Here is a 25217-nt window from a genome sequence, read left to right on the forward strand (position 1 = left end):
AGGAAACCGTTGTCTTGACGCTTTATGTAGGGAAGAGTAAAATGAATATGTCCACAAAATTGTACTAAAATTAATTTTGTGCTGTGAAGTCTATTATTAAGCGATTTCCAGTACAGATGTAAATGACTAAGGGGGGTAAATTGTGGCGGGAAAAAATGAATTTTATTGGCGCAGGTTGCATTCTTTATTGGGGGTCATCCCAGTAGGTGTTTTTTTAGTGCAGCATCTTGTTGTCAATCACTTTGCTACACAAGGGGAAGCCGCATTTAATACGGCTGCAGGTTTTATGGGAAAATTGCCATTCGTCATTTTCCTTGAATTCGTTGTTATATACATACCAATACTATTTCACGGAATTTTGGGCATTTATATTGCTTTTGTGGCAAAAAACAACCCAATTAAACTGGGTTGGTTTCGAAATTGGATGTTTACGATTCAAAGGATTACAGGAATCATTTTATTAGCCTTTATTGCTTGGCATGTTTATCAGACACGTTTTCAAGCTGCTCTAGGAGCTGATGTGAATTTTCAAATGATGGAAGATATTTTATCGAATCCGGTTGTTTTGATACTATATCTACTAGGGATCCTTTCAGCAACATTCCATTTATCGAATGGTTTATGGTCTTTCCTAGTTAGATGGGGAATTACGCAATCACCTAGGTCTCAAAAAATCTCATCATGGGTAATGGGTGTGGTTTTTGTAGTGCTCTCTATCATCGGTGTACGAGCGGCATTAGCGTTTGTCTTTCCTGATTTCTTTGTAGGATAGGGGCAAACATTTGAACAATGGGTAAAAAAAAGGAGTGAAACGCAACGATGAATAACGGTAAAGTCATCGTGGTCGGTGGAGGCTTAGCCGGCTTAATGGCAACAATAAAAATAGCTGAAGCGGGTAAACAAGTGGATCTATTTTCACTAGTTCCGGTAAAACGTTCGCATTCCGTCTGTGCGCAAGGGGGAATAAACGGAGCGGTGAATACAAAGGGTGAAGGAGATTCCCCTTGGATCCATTTTGATGATACAGTTTATGGTGGAGATTTCTTAGCTAATCAGCCACCAGTAAAAGCAATGTGTGATGCAGCACCAGGAATTATTAATCTATTAGACCGTATGGGTGTTATGTTTAACCGAACACCAGAAGGTTTGCTTGATTTCCGTAGATTTGGCGGGACCCAACATCATCGTACTGCATATGCAGGAGCAACAACAGGTCAACAGCTTTTATATGCATTGGACGAGCAGGTTCGTCGTCATGAAGTAGCGGGACTTGTAAACAAATATGAGGGTTGGGATTTTCTAGGGATTATTCAAGACGATACGGGCGCTTGCCGTGGGATCGTTGCGCAAAATATGACAACAATGGAAATCGAATCATTCCCAGCTGATGCCGTTCTTTTAGCAACAGGTGGTCCTGGAATTATTTTTGGGAAATCAACAAACTCTGTGATCAATACGGGCTCTGCTGCTTCTGTTGTGTATCAACAAGGTGCAACTTATGCAAACGGAGAATTTATTCAAATCCATCCGACTGCTATCCCAGGTGATGACAAATTGCGCTTAATGAGTGAGTCTGCGCGTGGTGAAGGTGGAAGGATTTGGACATATAAAGATGGCAAGCCATGGTATTTCTTAGAAGAAAAATATCCAGCATACGGAAATCTTGTCCCTCGTGATATTGCCACACGGGAAATTTTCCATGTGTGCGTAGATATGAAATTAGGATTAAATGGAGAGAACATGGTTTATCTGGACCTTTCACATAAGGATCCTCATGAGCTTGATGTAAAACTTGGTGGCATTATTGAGATTTACGAGAAATTTACTGGGGAAGATCCACATAAAGTGCCGATGAAGATTTTCCCAGCAGTTCATTACTCCATGGGCGGCCTGTGGGTCGATTACAACCAGCATACAAATATTGAAGGATTGTTTGCTGCTGGAGAATGTGATTATTCCCAACACGGTGCAAATCGACTAGGAGCGAACTCTTTATTATCCGCTATTTATGGTGGAATGGTAGCTGGTCCTGAAGCTGTAAAGTATGTTGATGGACTTGAAAAAACGTCTGATTCCTTGTCTAGCTCTTTATTTGATTCAGCTAAAAAGAAAGAACAAGAAAAATGGGCTGATATTATGGCAATGGATGGCGACGAAAATGCGTACGTTATCCACAAGGAACTAGGGGAATGGATGACAGATAATGTGACAGTTGTCCGCTATAATGATAAGTTGAAGAAGACGGATGATAAAATCCTTGAACTTATGGAAAGATGGCAAAACATTAATATTAATGATACATCTGGTTGGAGTAATCAGGGTGCTATGTTTACAAGACAATTAGGGAATATGCTTCATCTCGCACGTGTGATTACCATTGGTGCATTGAATCGGAACGAGAGCAGGGGGGCTCATTATAAACCGGATTTCCCAGATCGTAACGATGAAGAATGGTTAAAGACAACAAAAGCAACTTACAATGCAAGTACGAACGCCCCTGAATTTAGTTATGAAGATGTAGATGTTTCACTTATTAAACCTCGTGAACGGAACTATTCTAAAAAGAAAGAGGTGAAATAAGGATGAGCGAACAGAAACAGGTGACATTCATTATCACCCGTCAGCAAGATAATCAATCGCAACCTTATGAAGAGAAATTTGTTTTAGACTACCGTCCAAATATGAACGTGATTTCCGCTTTAATGGAGATACGTAGAAATCCGGTTAATGCGGAAGGGAAGAAAACGACCCCTGTTGCGTGGGATATGAACTGCCTAGAAGAAGTGTGTGGTGCTTGTTCTATGGTAATTAATGGAAAGCCTCGCCAATCATGTACAGCATTGGTGGATAAATTGGAACAACCCATACGTTTAGCTCCTATGGCTACTTTCCCAGTCGTTCGGGATCTAATTGTAGATAGAAGTAGAATGTTTGATTCTCTTAAACGAGTGAAAGCATGGATACCAATTGATGGTACGTATGATTTAGGTCCAGGACCACGTATGCCTGAAAGAAAGCGTCAGTGGGCGTACGAACTTTCAAAATGTATGACCTGTGGAGTTTGTCTTGAAGCCTGTCCAAACGTTAACAAAAAATCCAATTTCATTGGACCAGCTTTCTTGTCACTTGTTCGTCTTTATAATGCTCACCCAACAGGTGCGATGAATAAGGACGAACGTCTGGAAGCATTAATGGATGATGGTGGGCTCGCTGATTGTGGAAACTCACAAAACTGTGTGCAAGTTTGCCCGAAAGGCATCCCGCTTACAACATCTATTGCTGCTATGAACCGGGCCACTAACGTTCAAATGTTTAAAAGCTTCTTTGGAAGCGACCGTATGGTTGACTAAAAGAAAAAATCAGTAGCTGCGGCTACTGATTTTTTTGTTACTTATATATTTATTTTTTCGCCTAGTAATAATTTAAAATCATCTTCACTGAGGATTTTTAGTTTTTTTCCTTTTTCAATAAGTTCATATGCCTTTCTCTCCTTGGAACTTAGTCCGTTTTTACCTACAATATCCTTATCTTGCTTACCAACTATAAGATAATCAGTGATACCACTGACCCCGCTCTTTATATGGCCGCCAGCGTTTACAACCATTTGCATAGCTTCCGTACGTTCTAATGTACTTAGTTCCCCAGTAAATACTATATTTTTGTTGTAAAGCGGATGGGTGGGGTCAAAGTTCTCCGTTGCCGGAATGATATCTGATACTGTTATCTTCTTATGAAACTTCTTCTTTTTTCTTTGCCTAAAAGTAGTCTGCGCTTTTAAATCCTTGAAGTTTCTTACGGGTATGGAAGAAAAAGTACTTACATACGTGTGAATAGACTTCCTTCTTTTTGACTGTATAGATTGAATGACAAGTTCGGCACATGCTCTAGCATCAGAAAGAGCGTTATGATGGTCATCTAATGTAATGCCAAATCGCTCAGTACGAGCTTTTAAAGAATTTCCAATTCCTTCCCCACTACACGCACGAGTACTGATTGGAATACTACATATGTATGAAAAAGAAGGGATTTCAAAAGAATAAGTGAGTAAGCAATTTTTAAGAACGCTCATATCGAATTGCGCATTGTGAGCAACAATATAATTTTCATCCGTAAAATAATGGGATATCTGATTCCAAACTTCTGCAAACGTTGGTGCGTCTTTTAGATCATTTTGAGTCAGTCCATGTACCCGTGTAAATGTGGGATCCAAAAATAAGTTTGGTGGCTGAATCAGAAAATACTTTTCATCAATTATTTCATTATTTTGCACAAAGGCCATACCTAATGAACAAGCACTATCAAGTTTGTTATTAGCAATCTCAAAGTCTATAGCGATAAAATCCATTTCTACTCCTCCAATCCTAACGTCTTCCACTTATTCATTATCATAATTTGATTCCATTATAGCAAAGCCAGTTAAGCTATCCAAACACATCTCCTTATCTAGTTCTAACTTTTTTCTTTGCACAGTAAGAAGTGAATCAAGTTGTGTATTGAGCATTTTTATTATTGTTTTGGAAAAAGGAACATTCGATAAATAGTTGCATTATATGAGAGTAAAGAAAATAGATTTTTTACCAGACGGGGACTATGAGACTCAAAAGAAGATCATGGATTAAAGAAATAATAAAAAATGGGCAGAAAATGGTGTTCATGGAGCAGGATCAATAATATTCTATGAAGGCTTGTTTAATGGCATAGTCGAATGCCTGATTTTTGCCTATTTAGCTGTTTCTCGCCTTTTGGGTGTCACTCCATTAAATTCATTCACATATGATAAGGTGACAATCAAAATACCCATCCCCGCGGTTTAAAGCTGGCGAAGGCAAGGAGGGTTATAATAGTTGAAGGAGAATGAGTTCACACATAAACCATTATTAACGAAAAGAGAAAGAGAAGTTTTCGAACTGCTCGTCCAAGATAAAACAACGAGAGAAATCGCACAAGATCTATTTATTAGCGAAAAAACAGTTCGGAATCATATATCCAACGCCATGCAAAAATTGGGTGTGAAAGGCCGATCCCAGGCTGTCGTGGAACTTCTACGCATGGGGGAATTAAAGTTATAAAGTGAAACATTTATAGTGGGGTTTTACCCCACTTGTAGTTAAGTTTTTAAAGGAACTTGATCTTTTAATGAATAACTACTTACTTTGATTCTCTATAGCTTTAAGGTAAGGTACAATCAATCTCAGTTGTAGTGAAATGGAGCACAAAGCCCGGATATCCGAATACGGAACCGGGTTTTGTTATGGTAATATTTATTTTTAGCTACTGATCGATTGAGATGGGAGTGCAGCGGAGAAAAATACAAGCGGATCGCTGACTGTCCACTAGAGAGGTGGGGGGAAGCAACGTATTTCAGCCTTTTACTCCATATAAAATACATCCGACACCAATAAAAACCCAAATGATTTTGGTGAAGGAAATTTGACTTGTTAAACCGACTAGACCTACTGTTGTTGCAATAATGAATACGATCGGCCCAACTAACACAAGTGAGCTATTTATAACGAGAGCTTTTTCCACCTCATTAAACCGCAGCATAAGATACGCCGCAAATATATCAATACTCCCCGACAATACTCTTAATAAAGCCATTATGATAATTGTTTTCTCTAAAAATATAAACATGTTTTCCTCCTGCAAAATGTGCTATTCACATTTATATGCATGGGGAAGATAGTTAAGGACAAGTCATTTTATATTTTTCGAGATCATGAGCTTAAGACAGATGGAATCGGAGGCTTTTAAAAGAATCTCGACGCTCAGCATAGATTTATTGACCTTGCACTTTTGTTAAGCATCCTTCACTTTTAAGCCAAATACCTCGATAAAGCCAATCGCTTGTTCAGGTGAAATAATGGCACCACGAAGGTCATGCTCATCCGCATGAATTAAGGAGAATTCACATTGACTAAGATCGATATTGCTTAAGGATGTTCCCGTGAACTGTACATCTTCAATCACCGAGTTGGTAAAGTCTAAAAATTCTAAGCTTGCATCAATGAAATTAGCTCCTTTTAATAAACATTCATCAAAACAAACATCTTGAAATGTAGATAGATTGAATAAAGAGTAGGGAGCCTGACATTGGCGAAATAACACATCATTAAAGTTAGCTTGGTCACAATTCACACCAACTAATTTGCAATCAATGAACTCAACACGTGTAAAACGTGCCATTCTAAAATCTAGATTCGTAAGATCACAATTTTCAAAAACAACATCAACCCATGAAGAAGAAGGAAGTTGAATGTTATCAAAATCCACTCCTTTTAGATGGATTTCTTGAAAGCGGACATGCTCTGCATGAATAGAAGCTGGAAATGCCTCTAATCTCCCTAGCTCATAAGTAGAACGATCTTCGATTTTATCAATGGCTAAGCTATTTAATATTTGTGGTAAATCTGGTGATTGTATTTTTCTCATTCGCTTTTACAGCACCTTTTTTATTTTATATTCTTATCAACTTTTATGTTAATGGAATGGTAGCAAAGCTGCAATCTCTTTTCGCACTTTGATTATAGAAACAAAAAAACCTGGTCTTCATAGAGAGGACCAAGGATTTTCAGCAAAATGCTATTCAATTGATAAATCTTGCTCTTCATAGTATTTTTTAGCACCCTCATGCAGTGGAATTCCTGCAAGATCAGTGACAGCTTCTTCCAACTCCATTTGCTTGACGATCGCATGTGTATCTTCGAGTTCCCCTATATTTTCCCAAAAGCTTTTCGTCATTTCATAAATTGTTTCATCATCGACAGAAGCATCAGCCATAAGCATCATTTTAATTGCAAGGGTGTCAACATCTTCTTCTTGCCCATCATAGGTACCGGCAGGAATCGTCATTTCAGAATACCATGGATATTCTTCCATTAATTCTTTACGTTTGTCTTCTTCAATACCAATCAGTTGTCCATTCGCTGTTGAGATCATTTCTGTTACACCTGCGGTTGGGAGTCCAGCTTGAATAAGTGCGCCATCAATTTGTTTATTTCTCATTAAATCGATCGCTTCAGTAAATCCAACATAGTTTTCTTTAATATCATCAGGGTAGGCAATGCCAAAAGCTGGTAAGATAATTTGTGATTCTACTTCTGGAGTACTGCCAACAGAGCCTGGAGCGAATCTTTTCCCTTTTAAGTCTGCAACAGATTCAATTCCTTCACCTTTTCTCACAACAAGTTGATTCGGGTTTAAATAAAGTCCAGCAACAATGCGTACATCATCATATTTACGATCTTTAAATCCTCTTTCCCCATTATAAGCTTCCCAAATAATTCCGGCTGTTGCAAAAGAAATATCTGCTTCGCCTTCTTTCATAAGATTTAAATTCTCGACTCCACCTTTAGAGGCTTGCGCATTCACCCGTAAATCTTCTATATTGTTATTCCAAAGATTTGCCATTGCTGAGCCTAGTGGATAGATTGTTCCAGTAGTCGAAGCTGTGGGAAAGTTCAATTTGACTTGTTTTCCAGATTTGTTCCCATCTTTTCCTTCGCCATTACTATTTCCACATGCACTAAGCAACATTAAAACTGCCATGAGTCCGATCATCCATAAGCTACGCCAATTTTGTTTCATTTAATCTGTCAATTCCTCTCATGATAAAAATATTATTTAATTTTGTCCCGGTTGTGGCCCCATTGTTCTTTTTTGTATTATCTGCCATGCAGAAACGATGACTAATAAAGAAATACCGATAATATCCGTTATGTGATCTGGGGCAATCATAAGCAAGCCGATCGCGATAAATAAAAACCGTTGTATAGCATTGGCTTTTCCTAAGAGCCATCCCTGTAATCCACCAGCTAAGGAAATGACCCCAATCGTCGCAGTTAACGCGGGAATAATGCTTGCTGTGTAGTTACTCCCTCCTAAGAGTAAGGCAGGCTGGTAGATAAAGAAAAACGGTAAAATAAAGCCCGTAATCCCTAATTTTACAGCAGTCATGGAAACTTGATTTTGATTCGTGTTCGCTATTCCTGCTGCAACGTAAGAAGCTAGGGCAACAGGAGGGGTAATATTAGATAAACAGGCATAGATTAACACAAACATATGGGCGGCAAGTGGAGTTATCCCCAAATCGATCAGAACGGGAGTCCCTACTGTTGCGACAATGACATAGGCTGCAACGCCCGGTACGCCCATGCCTAAAATAATACTCATTAACATAACAAGAAAGGCCGCAATAAAGATGCTCTCATTTGTATAATTCATAATACTATAGCCAAAATTCAACCCTAAACCTGTCAAAGAAACTGTCCCAATTATGACCCCGATAACAGCACATGCAACGGCAACACCGATCGCTCCCTTTGCTCCTTCTGCGAGGGCAGCCAAAATATCCTTTAATCCCATTCGCGTTTCTTTACGAAACCAACTAGCAATAACACAGGCTATGATGGAAAATACTGCAGCATACAAAGGAGTATACCCCATAAAAAGAAGTGCCAATAGAACAATAAGAGGCAGGGAAAGATGACCTTGCTTTTTCAGCACTTCCCAAGCCTTAGGAATATTTTCTTTTGAGATTCCTTTTAGCCCTAATCTTTTTGCTTCGAAATGAACAACCATGATTAAAGCGAGATAATAAAGGAAAGCGGGGATGATCGCTGCAACCATTACAATCGTATACGATACCCCTAAATATTCCGCCATAACAAACCCTGCGGCCCCCATAATCGGTGGGGCAAATTGTCCTCCAGTTGAGGCAACAGCTTCTACAGCAGCTGCAAACCGAGCTTTATAACCATTTTTCTTCATCAAGGGGATGGTTAAGGTCCCGGTTGTGGCTACATTAGCAATCGCACTCCCATTAATCATTCCCATTAATGCACTGGCAATTACAGCGACTTTAGCAGGACCACCAGGTGATCGACCTGCAATCGTGAGTGATAGATCATTAATAAATTGACTAAAGCCACTTCGACTTAAAAATGCTCCAAATAAAATAAACAAAAAGACAAATGTAGCTGAAACACCAACTGCAATCCCGAAGATGCCCTCACTTCCCCAGAATAGATAATCAATCATTCTTTTAACAGTAAATCCGTTATGCCCAAAAATCCCTGGAATAAAAGGACCTAAAAAATTATATAGGAGGAAAATAAGAGCCAATATGGCAAGATTCCCCACTACTCGTCTAGCAGCTTCGAAAACGAGGATAATTCCAATTGCTCCAAATATGTAATCAGGTGTAAGCAGGAAGCCACCACGGAGAACAATCGTTTTATAATTTAATAATAGATAGCCAATCGAAATAATCGATAATAAAATGAAAATTATATCGATAAGGGCCGGATAGCGTATGTTTCGATTGCTCCTTTTTGAAATGGGATACAAAAGAAAGGTCATAATTAATAGGAATAATAAGTGCCAGCTCCTTAAGGTAATGGCATCAAAAATACCGGAACCAGCTGAGAAAATTTGAAACAACGACCAAACGATAGCAATTCCGGTTACGATTTTCGCCGTTTTTCCAATATACGCTCGAACACGTGATTCACTATCTACCTTCTCAATTAAATCTTGTGAACTATCAGCTTGTTTTACCACTAAAATTCTCTCCGATCTGACCAATAAAAGTTGAAATATTAGAACATATAGAAAGGTATAGTAATATAGGGAAATCTACCTGTCAATAGAGACCAGATAATTCAAATAATATAAGTTTGCTAGCATCTTCCCTATTTCGTTTTTTTCTATGTATTTTTAATATACTATCTATAATAGCATGATCCTTCATTGCAAAAAAGCATAAAAGCGATAAATTAAAATTTAGCTTGTTTCCACCTTTATTTAGGTAGAGCATTCCTATTTTTATTTAATCGAATCAATTTCATAAATTAAACCCTTAAAACCCTAAGACTTTTGTGAGGCACAAAAAGGCCATGGATGCCACAAACTTTGAAGCCCGTGACCAAGCACTTCCAAAAGAAGAAAAGCCTAAAACGGAACTCAAAAAACGTGATCGCAAATCAAAGGAAGAACGGGAACAATGGTTAATTGAAAAAGAAAATTGAAGATCAATTGGACGTTCCCCTAGCCGAACTTCGTGCTTAGAAGCGAACGAGGAGGGCCCCCGGAAAGCGTCCGCCTGTAACGGAAATCAACGGTGTATAGGCTCTCACGTTGTGTTTACAGGCTTTATTTCAATTTATATTGAACAGAATAGTTTTTTACAAAAGGGATTATGAAATTGATTCAATCATTTGATCGGGAATAAAATCAAAAAATGGAAAACTATATAAAAGAACGAGGAATTGCTTAGGTATGATAAAAGCTGTTTATTATAATAAAGTTAATCAACAAAATATTGGAAAATAATAGTATAATAGAAATGGAGACAATAGGTTATTTATAGGAGTGATCACATGGACAAAGGCATCGTAGGAGTAGATATAGGAGGAACAAATACTGTTATTGGTCTATTTAATCAAGATTTAACATTATTGGAAAAGAAAACTTTACCTACTTTAAAACCGAATTTCCCTGCTAAAACGAATAACCCTAAAGAGTTTTTCGATGAGTTAGCAAAAGAAATAACAGTACTGATTGAAAAAAATAATTATCAAAACCAAGTTGAGTGCGTTGGGATTGGAGTGCCGGGTATTGTCAATCCTGAAAGCGGTATCGCTATCAATGCTGTAAATTTAGGCTATCAGGATGTACCATTTGCGGAAGAGATGAAAAGAAGATTATATGTACCGACCTTTATTGATAATGATGTACGCACTTATACGAGGGGAGAAGCAGCTGTCGGTGCAGGGGCGGGATTACAAAATGTCATATGTATCACATTAGGAACGGGAATGGCTGCTGGGATTATGATAGATGGGAAAATGATACCTGGGGCAGATTACTTTGCAGGAGAAATTGGCCATGATCCAGTGCCTGGTAATCCGGCATTATGTAATTGTGGCAATATAGGGTGCTTAGAAACAATTGCTTCTGCAAGTGGCATCAGTCGATTAGCAAAGGAAGCGGTTCAATCAGGAAAAACAACCCTTTTAAACGACTTAGCGGGAGACATTAGTTCGAAGGATGTTTATGAAGCAAGTGTAAAAGGCGATCAAGTTGCAATCGAAGTTTTTAAGGAAGTCGCGACCACTTTAGGGTATAAATTATTATCAGCTACATACTTAGTAAATCCAGAAGTGATTATTATTGGGGGAGGAGCAGCAGCGGCCGGACACTTTTTAACAGACCCAATCAAGCAGCTATTCAAAAAATATTATATAAATGAAAAACAGCCACTTATCGTGACAGGAGAACTTGGGGATTCCGCAGGCCTCATAGGAGCTGCTTCACTCGCACTAGCCAAGCATGTATAAAGTGAAATAGTGGGGGAGGAAAGTCCCCCACTGATTGAAACTTTACTTTATTTGGGAGGAAGAATGAAAATACTTGAATAATAAGCAATAGTCTACTAGAATATAATTATCGAAACGTTTCAATTGTAAAAAGAGGAGGATATTTATGAAAAAAATACCTGTTGCTGTACAAATGTATTCTTTACGTGAAGAAAGTGCACAAGACTTTGCTGGAACTCTAAAGAAAGTGGCTGAGCTTGGTTATGATGGCGTTGAATTTGCAGGCTATGGAGGCTTACCTGTTCAAGAAGTACGAAAAATTTTAGACGAAGTCGGTTTGCAAGCTGCGTCCAGTCATGTACCAGCTACAGATTTAAAAAATGACTTGGCAAAAGTGATTGAAGAACAGAAGGTTTTAGGGAGTAAATATATTGTATGCCCTTTCCTAATGCCGGATGAGAGAAATGAAGAAACCTACCAATCCCTTCTAACATTTTTCAGTGAGGTTGGAGAGGAATGTAGAAAAGCAGGATTAACGTTCTGTTACCACAACCATGATTTTGAATTAGAAAAGCTTTCAGATGGTAGAACTGTTTTAGAAACGATTTTCGATGATGTCCCATCTGAAAATATTCAAACCGAGCTAGATATTTATTGGCTGACTAAGGCTGGCGAGCAACCAGCTGAGTGGGTCAAACGTTATAAAGGACGGACTCCTTTAGTCCATTTAAAAGATATGACTGTAGATGAAGAGCAATTCTTTGCTGAGCTAGGCACTGGTGGAGTGGATCTAGAGAGTGTCCTCGCTTTAGGAGAAGAGGCAGATGTCGATTGGTGGGTAGTGGAGCAAGACCAATCTCGTAAAACACCTCTTGAAAGTATTGAAATAAGTATTGAATATTTGAAGAATAAGCTCCCATACCTTAATAAATAATTGAATGTAAAAATTAAGCTCTAAAACCGAACAATGTATTACCTTAGCGGAGGAAATATACGTAGACTCCAGCGGGAGGAAAGGCATCGGTGAGATCCCGGAGTGCGTAGCACGAGGAAGCTCACCAGCCGCCCGCGGAAAGCAAAGTATATTTCCGGAGCGGGGATATGCATTATACTAGTTCGGTTTTTTCTTTGGTGAAAACATTTTTGTCCCAGCCTCTTCTTTTTTTAAAAAGAATACAGGAATTTCGGGAATTATGTCGAAAAGCTTAAGGTATGTGGATTCTATTTATTTAAAATGGAGGTTTTTGCAATGATTAAGGGGTTAAGTAGCGCAGGACTAGGGCAAGTAGAAGGTATAGAGCAATTGATTGAGTTAGCTTCTAAGAATGGATTTGGAGCCATTGACACATCTGGTAAAGAATTATCTGATTGGGTAGAATCCAAAGGTCTAGCAGAAGCAAAAGACTTTTTAGATCAACAGCAAGTCAGTATTGGTTCCATTGGTTTACCTGTAGAATGGAGAGGGACAGATGAGCAATTTAAGGAAGGGCTGCCAAAATTATTGGCCGACGCTAAAATAGCAGCAGAATTCGGCTGTCAAAGTTGCTGCACCTTTGTATTGCCAGCAACAGACGAAAAGCCAGCCCATTTTATGCTGCAAGCCACGAAAAGATTACGATTATGTGCGCAAATATTAAAGGAATATGATATAAAACTGGGGTTAGAATTTGTTGGTCCTCATCATCTTAGAACAGCTTGGAAATATCCTTTTGTCTGGACAATGCAAGAAACGCTAGATTGGATTGATGTGATCGGCGAACCGAATGTGGGACTATTATTAGATAGCTATCATTGGTATACAACTAGTGGAACAATAGAAGATCTATTAGCTTTGGATCCTTCACAGATTGCCCATGTCCATATTAATGATGCTAAGGATGTACCAGTAGAAGAAGCTTTAGATAATGATCGACTTTATCCAGGTGAAGGAGTCATTGATTTAAGCGTATTCCTAAAGGCATTGTCCCAGATCGGTTATAAAGGTAGTGTTGCCCAGGAAATTTTATCTCCTGAACCGCCAAGTGAGACACCAGACGCTTTAGCCAAGAAATCGGGGGAAGCATTTCATGAGGTTTTTAAAGGCATATAAAGTAAAAGTAAACAGTTAAAAACGGGAAAGATACATGGTGATCATGTCATGTATCTTTTTTTATATTGCTAGTATTTATAGGGGGAGAGCTAATGAAAAAGCAGTATAATCGCAAAAGTGTTTTCGTGACATTATTAGTGTCCTTTCTTCTCGTTCTATTATTTCCTATTCTCGTTCAGAGTCTGTTTTATAAAAAAATGGAAACGAATTTAAAAGATAATACAAACCAATCGAATTTAGCATTGCTTAAACAGGCAAGTGATGTACTTGATCATGAACTTCAGCAAGTAACATCACTTTCTGCCCAAATATCCTTTCATCCGAAGCTTAGTTATATTTTACGTCAGCACGCAGACGAGGACGAATACAAAATAAGTGACTATTATTCTTTTATGAAAGATATGCAGCGATATCCTCTGTCCAACACATTTATCTATGATTACTTCCTTTATATACCAGAAAGGGATATTTTACTTAGCCCAACCATCAAAACCAATTCATCTACCTTTTTTAACAATATCTACAATGATCAGCAATTGGATTATACAGAATGGAAAAACAGGATTACACAAGTTAAAAATTCACCGAAATATTTTCCAGTTAATACATTATTAGAAGGTGTATCGTCATCACCAATAAAAATGATTAGCTATGTACAACCCCTGCCGCCTGGTCAAGTGAAAGAACCGAAAGCATATTTATCGATCATGATAAATGAACAGAAAATTCAAAATGTATTACAGACTCTTGAATGGGCTAATCAAGGAAGTATATTTATTTTAGATGAACACAATAATGTGATGACAACAACTGCAAAAAATAATAAAAAGCTCACACAGCTAAATCTAAATTTTGATAAAAGTGAAGGTACATTACAGTATCAGTATAACAATCAGGATATGATGGTGGCTTATATTGTTTCTAATGAAACAAATTGGAAGTATGTGTCTATTATCCCGAAAAATATTGTCATGAAAGAAGTAAATACAGTGAAAACCTTAGCGGTTATTTTATTGTTAATCTGTTTGGTGGGTGGTTTTGTTGCTTGTTATTCATTAGCTCGTCATCATTATATTCCAGTAAGAAATTTAGTAGAATCGATTATAAAAAATGTAAATAGAAAAGATGAAGTAAAAATAAATGAATATCATCTTATACAAGAAAGTCTAAATTTTTCATGGGATACAGAAAAAAGATTAAGAGATTCTTTGGCTACGCAAACCCCAAAAGTACGGGAAAATTTCTTTGTTCGATTACTAAACGGGTTTGTCGATTCAGCAACGGTTAATCAAGAGTCATTAGATTTTATGGAAATATCCTTTTTGAGTGATGAATTTTTAGTCATGCTCGTTGATATTGAGGAAAGTTATTCGATGGATGATAAAATCACGGAAAAGGATTGGGCGATCACAAGATTTATGATTAGTAATATAGGCCATGAGTTAGTGAATGAGAATCATCATGCATTTATTGTCGAATTAGGACAGAAGAGACTCGCAATAATTTTAAATATTATAAAAAAGGATCAAATTTATTCTCTATCTACAGTCACACAGCATCTAAAGACGATTTTGAAAGATCAATTTGGAATCGTCATATCAGTCGGCATTGGAACTTCTTATCCAGGCTTGAATCAGGTTGTAAATTCTTATCGAGAAGCTGTTCAAGCTTTAAATTATCGGATGATTAAAGGAAATAATCGCATTATCTCTTTTAATGAAACAAATGAAAATGCACAAGATTATTATTATCCTGCTGAAATTGAACTGCAGTTAATGAATTGTATTAAAATCGCTGATTACGGGCAGGTAGAAAGAATTCTTGATAATGTGTTTAAAGAGAATTTCCTCAATAGGCGAATTTCCATGTCTATGGGCAAATGTTTGTTTTTTAATATGATGAGTACTCACGTGAAAATTCTCAACGATATGAAAATCAATCACCGAAATGTATTTAGTGAAGAACAAGATCCTGTTCAAGAATTACTTGCCTGCGAGACGGTCGAGGAAATTCATCAAAAGATTAAAATGATTTACAAAAAACTTTGTGAAGAAATGAAAGAGAAGCGATCTGATCATAGTGAAAGCTTGCTACGAATGATTATTGACTATATACATCATCATTACACGGACCCAATGATTAGTTTGACGACGATTGCAGAGGAGATGAATATAACCCCACAATACCTTTCTTCCTTTTTTAAAAAACAGCAAGGGGAGAATTTAACCGAGTTTATTGCCAAGATTCGCATTAAAGCTGCTAAAAAATATCTCGAAGAGACCACTTTAACAATTTCACAAATTGCAAAGCAAATCGGCTATGCAAATGATATTGGATTAATTAGGATATTTAAAAAGCAAGAGGGCATTACTCCAGGGAAATATCGCGCCAACTTAAAGAAAGCTCAAAACGAAAATGAAGAATAAATATCTTGTCTTTTCCACAATGGATTCAAGAATGATAAGGAAATACAAGCTTTATCAGAATATATGATAGTCAATCTTAAATATTGATAGTCTCTATTCTTAAGTTTGTATAGTGAATCTTATATTTTCGTGATTAACAAACATGAGCGGGTATGGAAATATGGGAAATAAGCTAAATGAAGGGAGGAAAGGAGCTTCTTTTTTGAATTGAATATTATTTCGGGAGGTCAATAGTAGATGAATAAGTTTCAGTGGAAGAGACAGATGAAAGTAGCCTTTTTTTCTTTACTTGTAATTGTAACCGCTTTATCCGGATGTAATAATTCTTCGAAAGGTGAAAAAGCCTCAGGTGGAAAAGCTGATGATGGATCACTTTCATTATCTTATTGGGTGTCCAATAATCGCCCAGACACCCTTAAAAATTATAATGAGATGGGGGCTTATAAGAAATTAGAAGAAATAACAGACGTTAAAGTGGACTTTGAACATCCTGCTTCAGGTGAGGAAGATCAACAATTTAATCTAATGATGACATCTGGAAAGTTACCAGATGTGATTGAACGAATTTGGACTTCAGTACCTGGTGGCCCTGAGAAGTATATAAAGGATGGAAAAATTGTTCGTTTAAATGATTATATTGATGAACATGCTCCAAATCTTAAAAAGATTTTAGATGAAAATCCAGAATGGAAAAAAATGGTCTCTACTGATGAGGGGAGTATCTATTCATTCCCTTTCCTACGACAAGATGAATTAAATCTAACTTTTTTTGGTCCTGTTATTCGCAAAGATTGGTTAGAAAAGCTTGATTTAGAGATACCGGAAACAATTGATGAATGGCATACAGTATTAACTGCTTTTAAAGAAGATGATCCGAATGGAAATGGAGAAGCAGATGAAATTCCTTTATTAATTGATAAGGATGCGATTACATCAAATGCTTTTGTTGGTGCATATGGAATTACAAATGGTTTTTACCATGTAGATAATAAAGTCCAATATGGCCCCATTCAACCGGAATATAAAGAGTTTTTAGCGTTAATGCATGATTGGTATAAAGAAGGACTGATTGACAAGGAATATGTGGCAACAGATGACAAGCTAAAAGATGCAAAGGTAACAAATGACCAGCTTGGTGCGTTGATGGGCTATTCAGGTAGCAGTATTTTACGGTATATGCAATTGAAAAAAGATGATGATGATTTTTCTCTAACAGGTGCCCCTTATCCTGTACTTAAAAAAGGCGAAGAACCGATTTTCAATTTAGGTGAGTCCAACTATAACGGCGTCGGTGCAGCTATTAGCACGGACAATGAAAATATTGAAGAAACAGTGGAATGGCTTGATTATAAGTATGGAGAAGAAGGATTTGAATTGTTCAACTTTGGTATTGAGGGAGAAAGCTTTGAAATGGTTGATGGGTACCCGACATACACAGAAGTGGTAACCAATAATCCTGATGGAAAATCCATGTCAGAAGGCTTAGCTGTATACGTTCCTGTAGGATGGAGTGGACCGTTCATTCAAGCGAAAGAATATGCAGAGCAATACAATAATTTACCAGAACAACTAGAGGCGTTAGAAAACTGGAAAAAAGGGACAAATGAAAGAACGATGCCGATTGTTAGTCCTACACAAGAAGAAAGCTCTGAGTATGCCTCGATTATGAATGATATTAATACGTATAAATCTGAAATGATTAATAAATTTATTATGGGTGAAGAATCACTTGATCAATTTGATAAATTTGTTGAAACGATCCAGTCGATGGGAATTGAAAGAGCGACTGAAATTCAACAAGGTGCATTAGAACGATATAATGATCGTTAATAATTGTAGTAAGGAGCTGTCCAATAAGTTTTCACACAGAAAAACGAACCGAGAAATGAATGGATCCTTCTTCTTTGTTTGTGAATAAACACTAAGAAAATCGCCAAAAACGGCGACACGCCAGCAGGAATAGCATTAGCTGAAGACCCCGGAGCGAAGCGAGGAGGCTGAAGCTACCCTTGAGGCAAGGGAGCCTTTTTGGCGATTTTCGCACATAAGACAGCCCCTTATCATGATCCTGATGTATATACATACAGTCGAAACGGAGGGATGACTACATGGAGACAGTCAGACAGAATACAAAAATAAAAAAAGAGCCTGAGATCCTCTTTAAAAAAGAACGGTTTGGACGGCGACTAGTCAAAGATTTAAAAAGAAATAAGTATATTTATATTATGGTTTTACCTGTTGTAATTTATTATCTTATTTTCCATTATGGTCCGATGTACGGAGTCCAAATTGCATTTAAAGATTTTAGTTTGACAGAGGGAATATGGGGAAGTGAATGGGTTGGTTTTAAACATTTTCTAGATTTTTTTAAGGGCTATTATTTTTGGCGGTTAATCCGGAATACTTTTCTTATTAATATTTATGAGCTATTACTGGCTTTTCCAGCCCCTATTTTACTAGCCTTATTATTAAATGAATTGAGACGGATTTGGTTTAAACGAGTTGTACAAACAATCAGCTATTTACCACATTTTATTTCTGTTGTGGTAGTGGTTGGAATGTTAGTGGATTTCACCACGCAAAATGGTTTAATTAATCAACTACTCTCCATTTTTGGTGTAGAGCCCATTTCGTTTTTACAAAAACCTGAATGGTTTCGGACACTTTATATTGGCTCAGGGATTTGGCAAAGTATCGGTTGGGGATCAATTATTTATTTAGCCGCGATGTCAAATATTAATTCTGAGCTATATGAAGCAGCGAAAATTGATGGGGCGAATCGTTTTAAACAAGCCCTACATGTTACTATTCCGGGTATTGCGCCAATCATCATTATTCTCCTCATTCTTCAGATCGGTTCAATGATGAGTGTCGGATTTGAAAAAATTATTTTAATGTATAATCCCTTAACCTATGACACGGCAGATGTGATTTCAACCTATGTGTATCGTAAGGGGATTTTGGAAGCCAATTTCAGCTTTAGTGCTGCAGTCGGATTATTTAACGCCATTATCAATTTAACTCTATTAGTTTTGGCGAATCGTATTAGTGCAAAAGTCAGTGAGACAAGTCTTTGGTAAGGAGTTGATTGTATGAAAATAAAAGCGAGTTTGGGAGAAAGGACTTTTGACTTTCTAAATGTGCTGTTTATGCTTATTCTCGTTTTTGCCACTCTCTATCCCTTTTTATATGTTTTATTTTCTTCATTAAGTGATCCAGGATTGTTGGCAAAGAATAGAGGGATACTGTATTTCCCACTAGGCCTTACTTTTAAAGCCTATGAACTGGTTTTTCAAAATCCAATGATCATCGTTGGTTATTTAAATACGATTTTTTATGTGGTTGCGGGGACAGCTATTAATATTTTCCTAACAAGTATAGCTGCATATGCTTTATCAAGGAAAAATGCGATGTTAACCAAACCAATCATGATGTTTATCACATTTACGATGTTTTTTAGTGGGGGATTGATTCCTACATACCTATTAATTGGTCAACTAGGAATGATTGATACAAGATGGGCGTTGATTATTCCGAATGCCGTTAGTGTCTGGAACTTAATTATTATGAGAACGTCTTTTAAGGGAATACCAGATAGTTTGGAAGAGTCCGCACGGATCGATGGAGCAAATGATTGGACGATTTTGTTTAAAATTATTTTACCACTGTCGCTTCCAGTTATTGCGGTTATGGTGTTGTTCTATGGTGTTGGACATTGGAATGCCTATTTTGATGCGATGATTTATTTACGCAATAATGACTTATGGCCACTCCAGTTAGTTCTTCGCGAGATCCTCATTGAGAATAGCACTGATAACTTTATTACCGGTGTTGGAGGAGGAGATCGTTATCCTATAGGAGAAACGGTTAAATATGCTACGATTATAGTAGCTACATTACCAATTCTTTTTCTATATCCATTCTTGCAGAAATACTTTGTTAAAGGTGTTATGATTGGATCTATAAAAGAATAATCTAAATCCGTGAATTTGAAGTGTTCTATATTCACAAACAAGGAGGAAATCAATGAAACTCGCATTTACAACGCTAGGCTGTCCCAATTGGAATATGGATACGATTATTTCAAAGGCTGTGGAGTATGATTATGATGGAGTGGATTTTAGAGGGTATCTAGGAGAGATGGAAATCTATACATTACCGGAATTCTCCAGTGAAATCGAAACAACAAAGAGAAAATTTAATGAAGCAGATCTTGAGATTCCATGTTTCTCCAGTTCCATTCGTTTGTTTACAACTTCGAATAATGAATTGGAGGGTTACAAGGAAGAATTAAGGCAATATGGTCGCTTATGTCAAGAATTTAACACCCCCTATATCCGCGTCTTTGGAGGAGGGATTGGAGATACAGCACGAGCGGAAGCTGTTCAAATTGTAAAAAATAATTTAGACCAGTTGCTTCCAATAGCTGAACAGTATGAAGTCACTTTAATCCTGGAAACGCATGATGACTGGACAAAATGTGAAAACGTTTTAGATGTATTAAACCAAACTAATTCTAAGTATTTACAGGTTTTATGGGATGTTCATCACCCGTATCGAACAAAGGGTGAGGAGCCTGAAAAGACATGGGACAAGCTTGGCGACAGGATTCAGTATACGCATTGGAAAGATTCATATTTAAAAGAAGCGACTGCTCGAGGATATCAACTTTGTTTAATGGGAGAAGGCGATATTCCTTTAAAGCGGATCTTTGATTTACTAGCTGAACAAGAGTATAAGGGCTACTATACACTTGAATGGGAGAAAGTATGGTGTCCTGAGATCGAGGAACCTGAAATAGCGATTCCTCAATATGTTCAATATATGAAACAACTTGAAAATGAAGAAAAATAATCCTACATGAATAAGCGGAGCTGATTTTTAAATCGGTTCCGCTTGTTTCAAGTTTACCATGTATGCTAAGATTATGAGAAGATTCAAATAATGATTAGGTATCTATTAAAAGATTTGACCCCTTATTAAAGAAGGTGCGGTAATTGACAAAAAAAAGCACAGTAAAGCAGGTACTGGATAATAATTTGTATATGTTAAAACTGTTATGTAAAGCCTCTAAATGGCGTTTATTTTTGGAGAGTTTATTTTATACTTCCAAAGGGGTCGTTCAAACGCTTATCTACGTTATTTTATTCGGAAGTATTGTAAACGCTTCACAAAATGGATCTTCCTTTATGTATATTGCTATTTTTATAGGTATGATTGTGCTCATAACTTGTATTGCTTTGTTTTTTCAATCATGGTTTACAGATGTATTTTTAATGTATGATAACGCTGCTATTCAAAAATACTTTACTAGAAATGTTTATCAGCATGCGGTAGAACTTGATATAGAGAAATATGATGATCCTAAATTTTATGATCAATACATCCTCACCTTGGAGGAAGCACAAAATAGAGCGATCACTTTATCTAAAACAGTAGCTCAATACATCGGTACTTTGATTACGGTTATTATTTTGCTCACAACCATTATTAGCATTGATATCAATATTCTTTGGTTTGTCGCCTTGCCACTAATCCCTAGTCTTATCATCGGAAGAAAAAAGAATAAATGTTATTACGATCTGTATATGAATAATCTCAATCCCACTCGAAAAACGGCTTATGTTAATCGCGTCATGTATCTTAGTAAATATGCGAAAGATATCCGCCTTTCTAATATATTTAATCGTTTAATCAATACATATCATCAAAACATGGACAAAGTGGTTGATAATGAGAAAAAATATGGTAAAAAAGGAACAATCTATACTTTTTTTCTTGATTATATTACTGAGGGCTTCGTGTATATTGGGATTCTTATTTATATCACCTATCGGGTTGTTGAAAGTAAAACCCTGATGATTGGTGACTATTTAATTATATTAAATGCTGTGTCTGGAATGGGCTGGCGTATTCACGAGTTGATTCGAACAACTTTGAAGTTTGAGCAATTTAGTCTCTTTATAGACAATTTTAGAGGATTCATGAATACACAATCGAAAGCGGGCCAAAAAAGGGTCGGGAAAATACCGGATAGGACGCAAACACTGTTTGAATTTAGCCATGTGGATTTTTCCTATGATCAGCAAGTGAATGTGCTAGAGGATATGAATATGACCATTAAGAAGGGGGAGAAGATCGCTATTGTTGGTCATAATGGAGCGGGCAAATCTACCTTTGTAAAGCTTTTATTAAACTTATATGAACCGACTGCTGGTGAGATTTTATATAATCGAGAGCATGTTCATCATTATGATCAGAAAAAATACAGAGATATTTTCTCCGTCGTTTTTCAAGATTTTACCTTATACGCATTGAGTGTAGGTGAAAATATTACCATAGAGAATGTAAGGGATCAGGATATTTCAGAAATAAATCATGCCTTAACGAAAGTGATATGTGAAAGCGCATTCAAACATTACCCAATGGGATTCAGACAATCGTAACGAAAGAATTTGATGAAAAGGGTTTTGTCCCATCTGGAGGAGAAAGTCAAAAACTGGCAATTGCACGTTCTATCTTCAAAAAGAGTGATGTCTTCATTTTTGATGAGCCATCAAGTGCATTGGATCCATTATCTGAAGCAAAAATAAATGAATTGATGCTGAATGCTGCTGCAGATAAAACGGTTATTTTTATCTCCCATCGGTTATCGGCGACTTTAAAGGCTGACAGAATTTATTTGTTTGAGCATGGAAAGATAACTGAGCAAGGAACCCATGATGAATTAGTAAAAAGAAATGGAAAATATGCAAATATGTATAAAAAGCAAGCAGAAAAATATGATTATGCATTTTAGAGGAGGTGAAAGCTCATGAAAGTATCTTTAAAGATGATCCTCAAAAACAATCTCTTTTTAATGAGATTAATAGTAAAGTTTTCTCCGATTCTACTTTGGTCTGTAATTGTTGGCTCTTTAGCATTTGCCTTTTTACAGGTTTTTACAACGATGATCTTTATTAGAAGTCTTGTTAGGAGAATAGAAGAGGGAAGCAGTTTTAATGAAATACTCATATTGTTACTGTTAGGCGGCTTAACGATACTATTCCTGCGGGCGTTTGAAATTGTTATAGAGAACTATATCAAACCAGTATATTCGCAGAAACTGATTCAAGGCCTTGAAGCTTTTTTGTATAATAAAGCGAAAACTTTTGACTTATCATGCTACGATGATGCCAACTTTTATAATGAATATATTTGGGCGACCCATAATTCTGGGGAATTTATTTTGGATGCGATAAAATCGATAGGTGAGTTTTTTAGGTATATCTTTCAACTTACCGGCATTATTGGCATTGTCATCTCGATCGATGCCAGTATGGGGATCATCATCCTGCTAGCTGTCATCATAACAATGGTGATCACAGCGAAAAAAGAAAAGATCGTGCTTACATATAAAAAAGAGACGATGAATAGTGAAAAAAAGCGAAATTATATTGTGCGCATGTTTTACTTAAAAGACAGTGCCAAAGATATAAGATTAACAAATATTTATACTAAATTTATCGAGTTTTATAATGAGTCATATGAGGAACTAAACCAGATTATAAAAAAATACGCTCATAAAGTCGCATGGTTATCGTTTGCTCCCGTATTTTTTTTAAGATATCTTATCAGCACCTTTGCTGTCTATCTGTATTTTTCCTATAAACTGATCGTGCTAGGAACGATGTTAATTAGTGATTTTATCGCCGTGAATTCTGGGATGGTCAGTCTGTATTTATCGCTAACACGCTTTTCGGATCAAATGAATAGCCTTTACAAAAATACTTTGTATATTGAAAGTATGAGGGCCTTTATCGACTACCAACCTAAAATAAATTCGATCGCCAATGCGAAAAATGTGCCGGAAAGTGAATTTGTATTCGAGTTTAAAGATGTTACCTTCAAGTATCCTGCTGAAGAAACACCTACACTTAATAAAATCAATTTAACCATTCACTCTAAAAAGACACTTGCTATTGTTGGTTTTAATGGGGCGGGTAAAACCACATTAATCAAGTTGCTATTAAGATTGTATGATGTGAATAGTGGTGAAATATTACTAAACGGAATAAATATCAAAGACTATGATCTGAAGCAATATAGAAATTTCTTTACAGTAGCCTTTCAGGATTTCCAGATTTTTGCCGCCACTTTGGGTGAAAATGTCATGATGGATCGTGTAACCGAGGAGAATAGGAATTCCATATTGAAGGCACTTGATTTTGCAGATTTCACTGAAAAATATCAGCATTTACCGACTGGATTAGAAACGCCCTTAACAAGAGAATTTGAAGAAGATGGAGTTTTGTTTTCAGGAGGAGAAATGCAGAAAATAGCAATTGCACGTGTATTGTCTAAGGACAGTAGGGTAGCTATTTTGGATGAACCTTCTGCAGCTTTAGATCCCATATCTGAATATAATATTAATGATAATATGACAAAGCTGTCAAAACAAAAAACCGTCGTTTTTATTTCGCACCGCTTAACAAGTACAGTTATGGCGGATCATATTGTTATGCTAGAAAATGGCAAAATAATTGAAGAAGGTACACACCAGCAATTATTGGCTACGCACGGCAGATATGCAGAAATGTTCCGCGTTCAATCCAAGCAATATAAACAAACTTCTTAATAATGTGTTGCGATTGATTGTATGGTTTACCAAGCATCAAATAAATGGTATAACGATCTATTTGTTATTAGAAGAAGATTTGGATAATGACTTTACCTAGTGTAAAGAACAACATGAAAGGATAGAGCTTGATTTTCTTTGCAGGCTCGTGAGCTGCCCCCTACCCTAACATTAGGAGGCAGCTTACTATTAGCATGAGAAGCCTCATTAGTGGCCCGTAAAAAGGAAGCATATATTCAAAAGCGATATCTCATCCCGCATTATTTTCCGATCATCGATTTTTTAAGATGGTTTATTTATGTATGGTTTGATAGCTTAATTTGATGATACAGTAGGAAAAAGAAACTCGGATGTCTGTCAAATTTATGTTAGAGATAGAAGATTATATATATTGATATACTGATTTTGAGAATAAAAAATTAAAATAAATGCATATCCATTTTATCCTATGTAACAGTTAGAAACCCTTCGAATTCTCCTCTACACACAAATCAGTACGAGTTTCCAACAATAATAAAATATAATTCTTTGATAATTCCGGCTGGTTTATAGGAATCTCTCAGGAATTTTAGGTGTAACTTTAAAAACGGAGAAATATTTCAAGTTTTTTTCATACTTATAAAGAAACGATTACATATAAACATATAACGTTTAAATTGACATAGTCAGGGTATATAATATTGATAATATATCATAATTGATATATCAATTTTTTAGTCCATAAAAAATGTAAGCGGATAATATAGCTTGCGAAGTAAGGAGGGGAG

20 protein-coding genes and 2 pseudogenes are annotated in these 25217 nt (G+C 36.6%); 17 read left to right on the top strand and 5 right to left on the bottom strand.

Annotated elements, in window-relative coordinates; translation table 11 throughout:
* Positions 1-142 precede the first annotated feature (142 nt).
* Genes IPU53_RS22425 through sdhB form a run of 3 tightly spaced genes read left to right on the top strand, consistent with a single transcriptional unit; the run spans position 143 to position 3350 of the window.
* Positions 143-772, top strand: coding sequence for a succinate dehydrogenase cytochrome b558 subunit (locus tag IPU53_RS22425; protein ID WP_207453382.1), 630 nt, complete (start codon positions 143-145; stop codon positions 770-772).
* A 47-nt stretch (positions 773-819) separates the two neighbouring features.
* Entirely contained in the window at positions 820-2580 is a 1761-nt protein-coding gene (sdhA, locus tag IPU53_RS22430) for a succinate dehydrogenase flavoprotein subunit (protein WP_207453384.1), read from the top strand.
* Between the two features lie 2 nt (positions 2581-2582).
* Positions 2583-3350 (top strand): succinate dehydrogenase iron-sulfur subunit, encoded by a 768-nt coding sequence (sdhB, locus tag IPU53_RS22435; RefSeq protein ID WP_207453392.1) that lies wholly within the window; start codon positions 2583-2585, stop codon positions 3348-3350.
* A 41-nt stretch (positions 3351-3391) separates the two neighbouring features.
* On the opposite strand, the gene IPU53_RS22440 is transcribed toward sdhB, so the two are convergent.
* The gene (locus tag IPU53_RS22440; RefSeq protein ID WP_207453394.1) at positions 3392-4345 is read right to left on the bottom strand and encodes an exonuclease domain-containing protein; all 954 of its coding nucleotides are present in this window, start codon (positions 4343-4345) and stop codon (positions 3392-3394) included.
* A gap of 499 nt (positions 4346-4844) precedes the next feature.
* Here IPU53_RS22440 and IPU53_RS22445 point away from each other — a divergent pair, with 499 nt between their 5' ends.
* Positions 4845-5069, top strand: a complete 225-nt coding sequence (locus IPU53_RS22445; protein ID WP_207453396.1) for a helix-turn-helix domain-containing protein — start codon at positions 4845-4847, stop codon at positions 5067-5069.
* Positions 5070-5361: 292 nt separating this feature from the next.
* Here IPU53_RS22445 and IPU53_RS22450 read toward each other — a convergent pair whose 3' ends face one another.
* The 4 genes from IPU53_RS22450 to IPU53_RS22465 all read right to left on the bottom strand — a co-directional run bounded on the left by IPU53_RS22450 (position 5362) and on the right by IPU53_RS22465 (position 9561).
* Positions 5362-5634: a YqhV family protein gene (locus IPU53_RS22450; protein WP_207453398.1), complete on the bottom strand. Its 273-nt coding sequence runs from the start codon at positions 5632-5634 to the stop codon at positions 5362-5364.
* A gap of 165 nt (positions 5635-5799) precedes the next feature.
* Entirely contained in the window at positions 5800-6432 is a 633-nt protein-coding gene (locus tag IPU53_RS22455) for a pentapeptide repeat-containing protein (RefSeq protein ID WP_207453400.1), read from the bottom strand.
* Positions 6433-6582: 150 nt separating this feature from the next.
* Positions 6583-7587, bottom strand: a complete 1005-nt coding sequence (locus tag IPU53_RS22460) for a TAXI family TRAP transporter solute-binding subunit (RefSeq protein WP_242698510.1) — start codon at positions 7585-7587, stop codon at positions 6583-6585.
* A 36-nt stretch (positions 7588-7623) separates the two neighbouring features.
* Positions 7624-9561, bottom strand: a complete 1938-nt coding sequence (locus IPU53_RS22465; RefSeq protein ID WP_207453401.1) for a TRAP transporter permease — start codon at positions 9559-9561, stop codon at positions 7624-7626.
* A 332-nt stretch (positions 9562-9893) separates the two neighbouring features.
* Between IPU53_RS22465 and IPU53_RS22470 the strand changes: the two are divergent.
* The 13 genes and pseudogenes from IPU53_RS22470 to IPU53_RS22525 form a co-directional block, all read left to right on the top strand.
* A pseudogene (locus tag IPU53_RS22470) lies at positions 9894-10062 on the top strand (IS5/IS1182 family transposase); the annotation flags it as partial.
* A gap of 317 nt (positions 10063-10379) precedes the next feature.
* A complete protein-coding gene (locus IPU53_RS22475; RefSeq protein WP_207453402.1) occupies positions 10380-11339 on the top strand; it encodes an ROK family protein in 960 nt (319 codons plus the stop codon).
* 145 nt (positions 11340-11484) lie between these two features.
* A complete protein-coding gene (locus tag IPU53_RS22480; protein ID WP_207453403.1) occupies positions 11485-12252 on the top strand; it encodes a sugar phosphate isomerase/epimerase family protein in 768 nt (255 codons plus the stop codon).
* A 315-nt stretch (positions 12253-12567) separates the two neighbouring features.
* Positions 12568-13407 (top strand): sugar phosphate isomerase/epimerase family protein, encoded by an 840-nt coding sequence (locus IPU53_RS22485; protein ID WP_207453404.1) that lies wholly within the window; start codon positions 12568-12570, stop codon positions 13405-13407.
* 92 nt (positions 13408-13499) lie between these two features.
* Positions 13500-15833 (top strand): helix-turn-helix domain-containing protein, encoded by a 2334-nt coding sequence (locus tag IPU53_RS22490; protein ID WP_207453405.1) that lies wholly within the window; start codon positions 13500-13502, stop codon positions 15831-15833.
* Positions 15834-16070: 237 nt separating this feature from the next.
* Positions 16071-17663: an extracellular solute-binding protein gene (locus IPU53_RS22495; protein ID WP_207453413.1), complete on the top strand. Its 1593-nt coding sequence runs from the start codon at positions 16071-16073 to the stop codon at positions 17661-17663.
* Positions 17664-17941: 278 nt separating this feature from the next.
* The gene (locus IPU53_RS22500) at positions 17942-18913 is read left to right on the top strand and encodes an ABC transporter permease (protein WP_207453415.1); all 972 of its coding nucleotides are present in this window, start codon (positions 17942-17944) and stop codon (positions 18911-18913) included.
* A gap of 12 nt (positions 18914-18925) precedes the next feature.
* Complete coding sequence (locus tag IPU53_RS22505) at positions 18926-19807, top strand: carbohydrate ABC transporter permease (RefSeq protein WP_207453417.1); 882 nt, start codon at positions 18926-18928, stop codon at positions 19805-19807.
* Positions 19808-19859: 52 nt separating this feature from the next.
* Entirely contained in the window at positions 19860-20687 is an 828-nt protein-coding gene (locus IPU53_RS22510; protein WP_207453419.1) for a sugar phosphate isomerase/epimerase family protein, read from the top strand.
* Between the two features lie 143 nt (positions 20688-20830).
* The gene (locus IPU53_RS25370) at positions 20831-22279 is read left to right on the top strand and encodes an ATP-binding cassette domain-containing protein (RefSeq protein ID WP_207453421.1); all 1449 of its coding nucleotides are present in this window, start codon (positions 20831-20833) and stop codon (positions 22277-22279) included.
* Positions 22273-22380: pseudogene (locus IPU53_RS25700) on the top strand (hypothetical protein); the annotation flags it as partial. The gene IPU53_RS25370 and the pseudogene IPU53_RS25700, both read left to right, overlap by 7 nt.
* 18 nt (positions 22381-22398) lie before the next feature.
* Positions 22399-22632, top strand: coding sequence for a hypothetical protein (locus tag IPU53_RS25130; RefSeq protein ID WP_242698514.1), 234 nt, complete (start codon positions 22399-22401; stop codon positions 22630-22632).
* Between the two features lie 15 nt (positions 22633-22647).
* On the top strand, positions 22648-24450 hold the full coding sequence (locus IPU53_RS22525; protein WP_207453423.1) for an ABC transporter ATP-binding protein: 1803 nt from the start codon (positions 22648-22650) through the stop codon (positions 24448-24450).
* Positions 24451-25217 lie beyond the last annotated feature (767 nt).

This window comes from Bacillus sp. SD088 (assembly GCF_017355205.1).
Lineage (GTDB): Bacteria > Bacillota > Bacilli > Bacillales > Bacillaceae_C > Lederbergia.

Bases quoted from the DNA above. Each gene is read 5' to 3' on its own strand.
- IPU53_RS22440 (WP_207453394.1), bottom strand. From the start codon at position 4,345: ATGGATTTTATCGCTATAGACTTTGAGATTGCTAATAACAAACTTGAT.
- IPU53_RS22525 (WP_207453423.1), top strand. From the start codon at position 22,648: ATGAAAGTATCTTTAAAGATGATCCTCAAAAACAATCTCTTTTTAATG.
- IPU53_RS22450 (WP_207453398.1), bottom strand. From the start codon at position 5,634: ATGTTTATATTTTTAGAGAAAACAATTATCATAATGGCTTTATTAAGA.
- sdhB (WP_207453392.1), top strand. From the start codon at position 2,583: ATGAGCGAACAGAAACAGGTGACATTCATTATCACCCGTCAGCAAGAT.
- IPU53_RS22495 (WP_207453413.1), top strand. From the start codon at position 16,071: ATGAATAAGTTTCAGTGGAAGAGACAGATGAAAGTAGCCTTTTTTTCT.
- sdhA (WP_207453384.1), top strand. From the start codon at position 820: ATGAATAACGGTAAAGTCATCGTGGTCGGTGGAGGCTTAGCCGGCTTA.
- IPU53_RS22510 (WP_207453419.1), top strand. From the start codon at position 19,860: ATGAAACTCGCATTTACAACGCTAGGCTGTCCCAATTGGAATATGGAT.
- IPU53_RS22505 (WP_207453417.1), top strand. From the start codon at position 18,926: ATGAAAATAAAAGCGAGTTTGGGAGAAAGGACTTTTGACTTTCTAAAT.
- IPU53_RS22485 (WP_207453404.1), top strand. From the start codon at position 12,568: ATGATTAAGGGGTTAAGTAGCGCAGGACTAGGGCAAGTAGAAGGTATA.
- IPU53_RS22480 (WP_207453403.1), top strand. From the start codon at position 11,485: ATGAAAAAAATACCTGTTGCTGTACAAATGTATTCTTTACGTGAAGAA.
- IPU53_RS22500 (WP_207453415.1), top strand. From the start codon at position 17,942: ATGGAGACAGTCAGACAGAATACAAAAATAAAAAAAGAGCCTGAGATC.
- IPU53_RS22455 (WP_207453400.1), bottom strand. From the start codon at position 6,432: ATGAGAAAAATACAATCACCAGATTTACCACAAATATTAAATAGCTTA.
- IPU53_RS22475 (WP_207453402.1), top strand. From the start codon at position 10,380: ATGGACAAAGGCATCGTAGGAGTAGATATAGGAGGAACAAATACTGTT.
- IPU53_RS22460 (WP_242698510.1), bottom strand. From the start codon at position 7,587: ATGAAACAAAATTGGCGTAGCTTATGGATGATCGGACTCATGGCAGTT.
- IPU53_RS22490 (WP_207453405.1), top strand. From the start codon at position 13,500: ATGAAAAAGCAGTATAATCGCAAAAGTGTTTTCGTGACATTATTAGTG.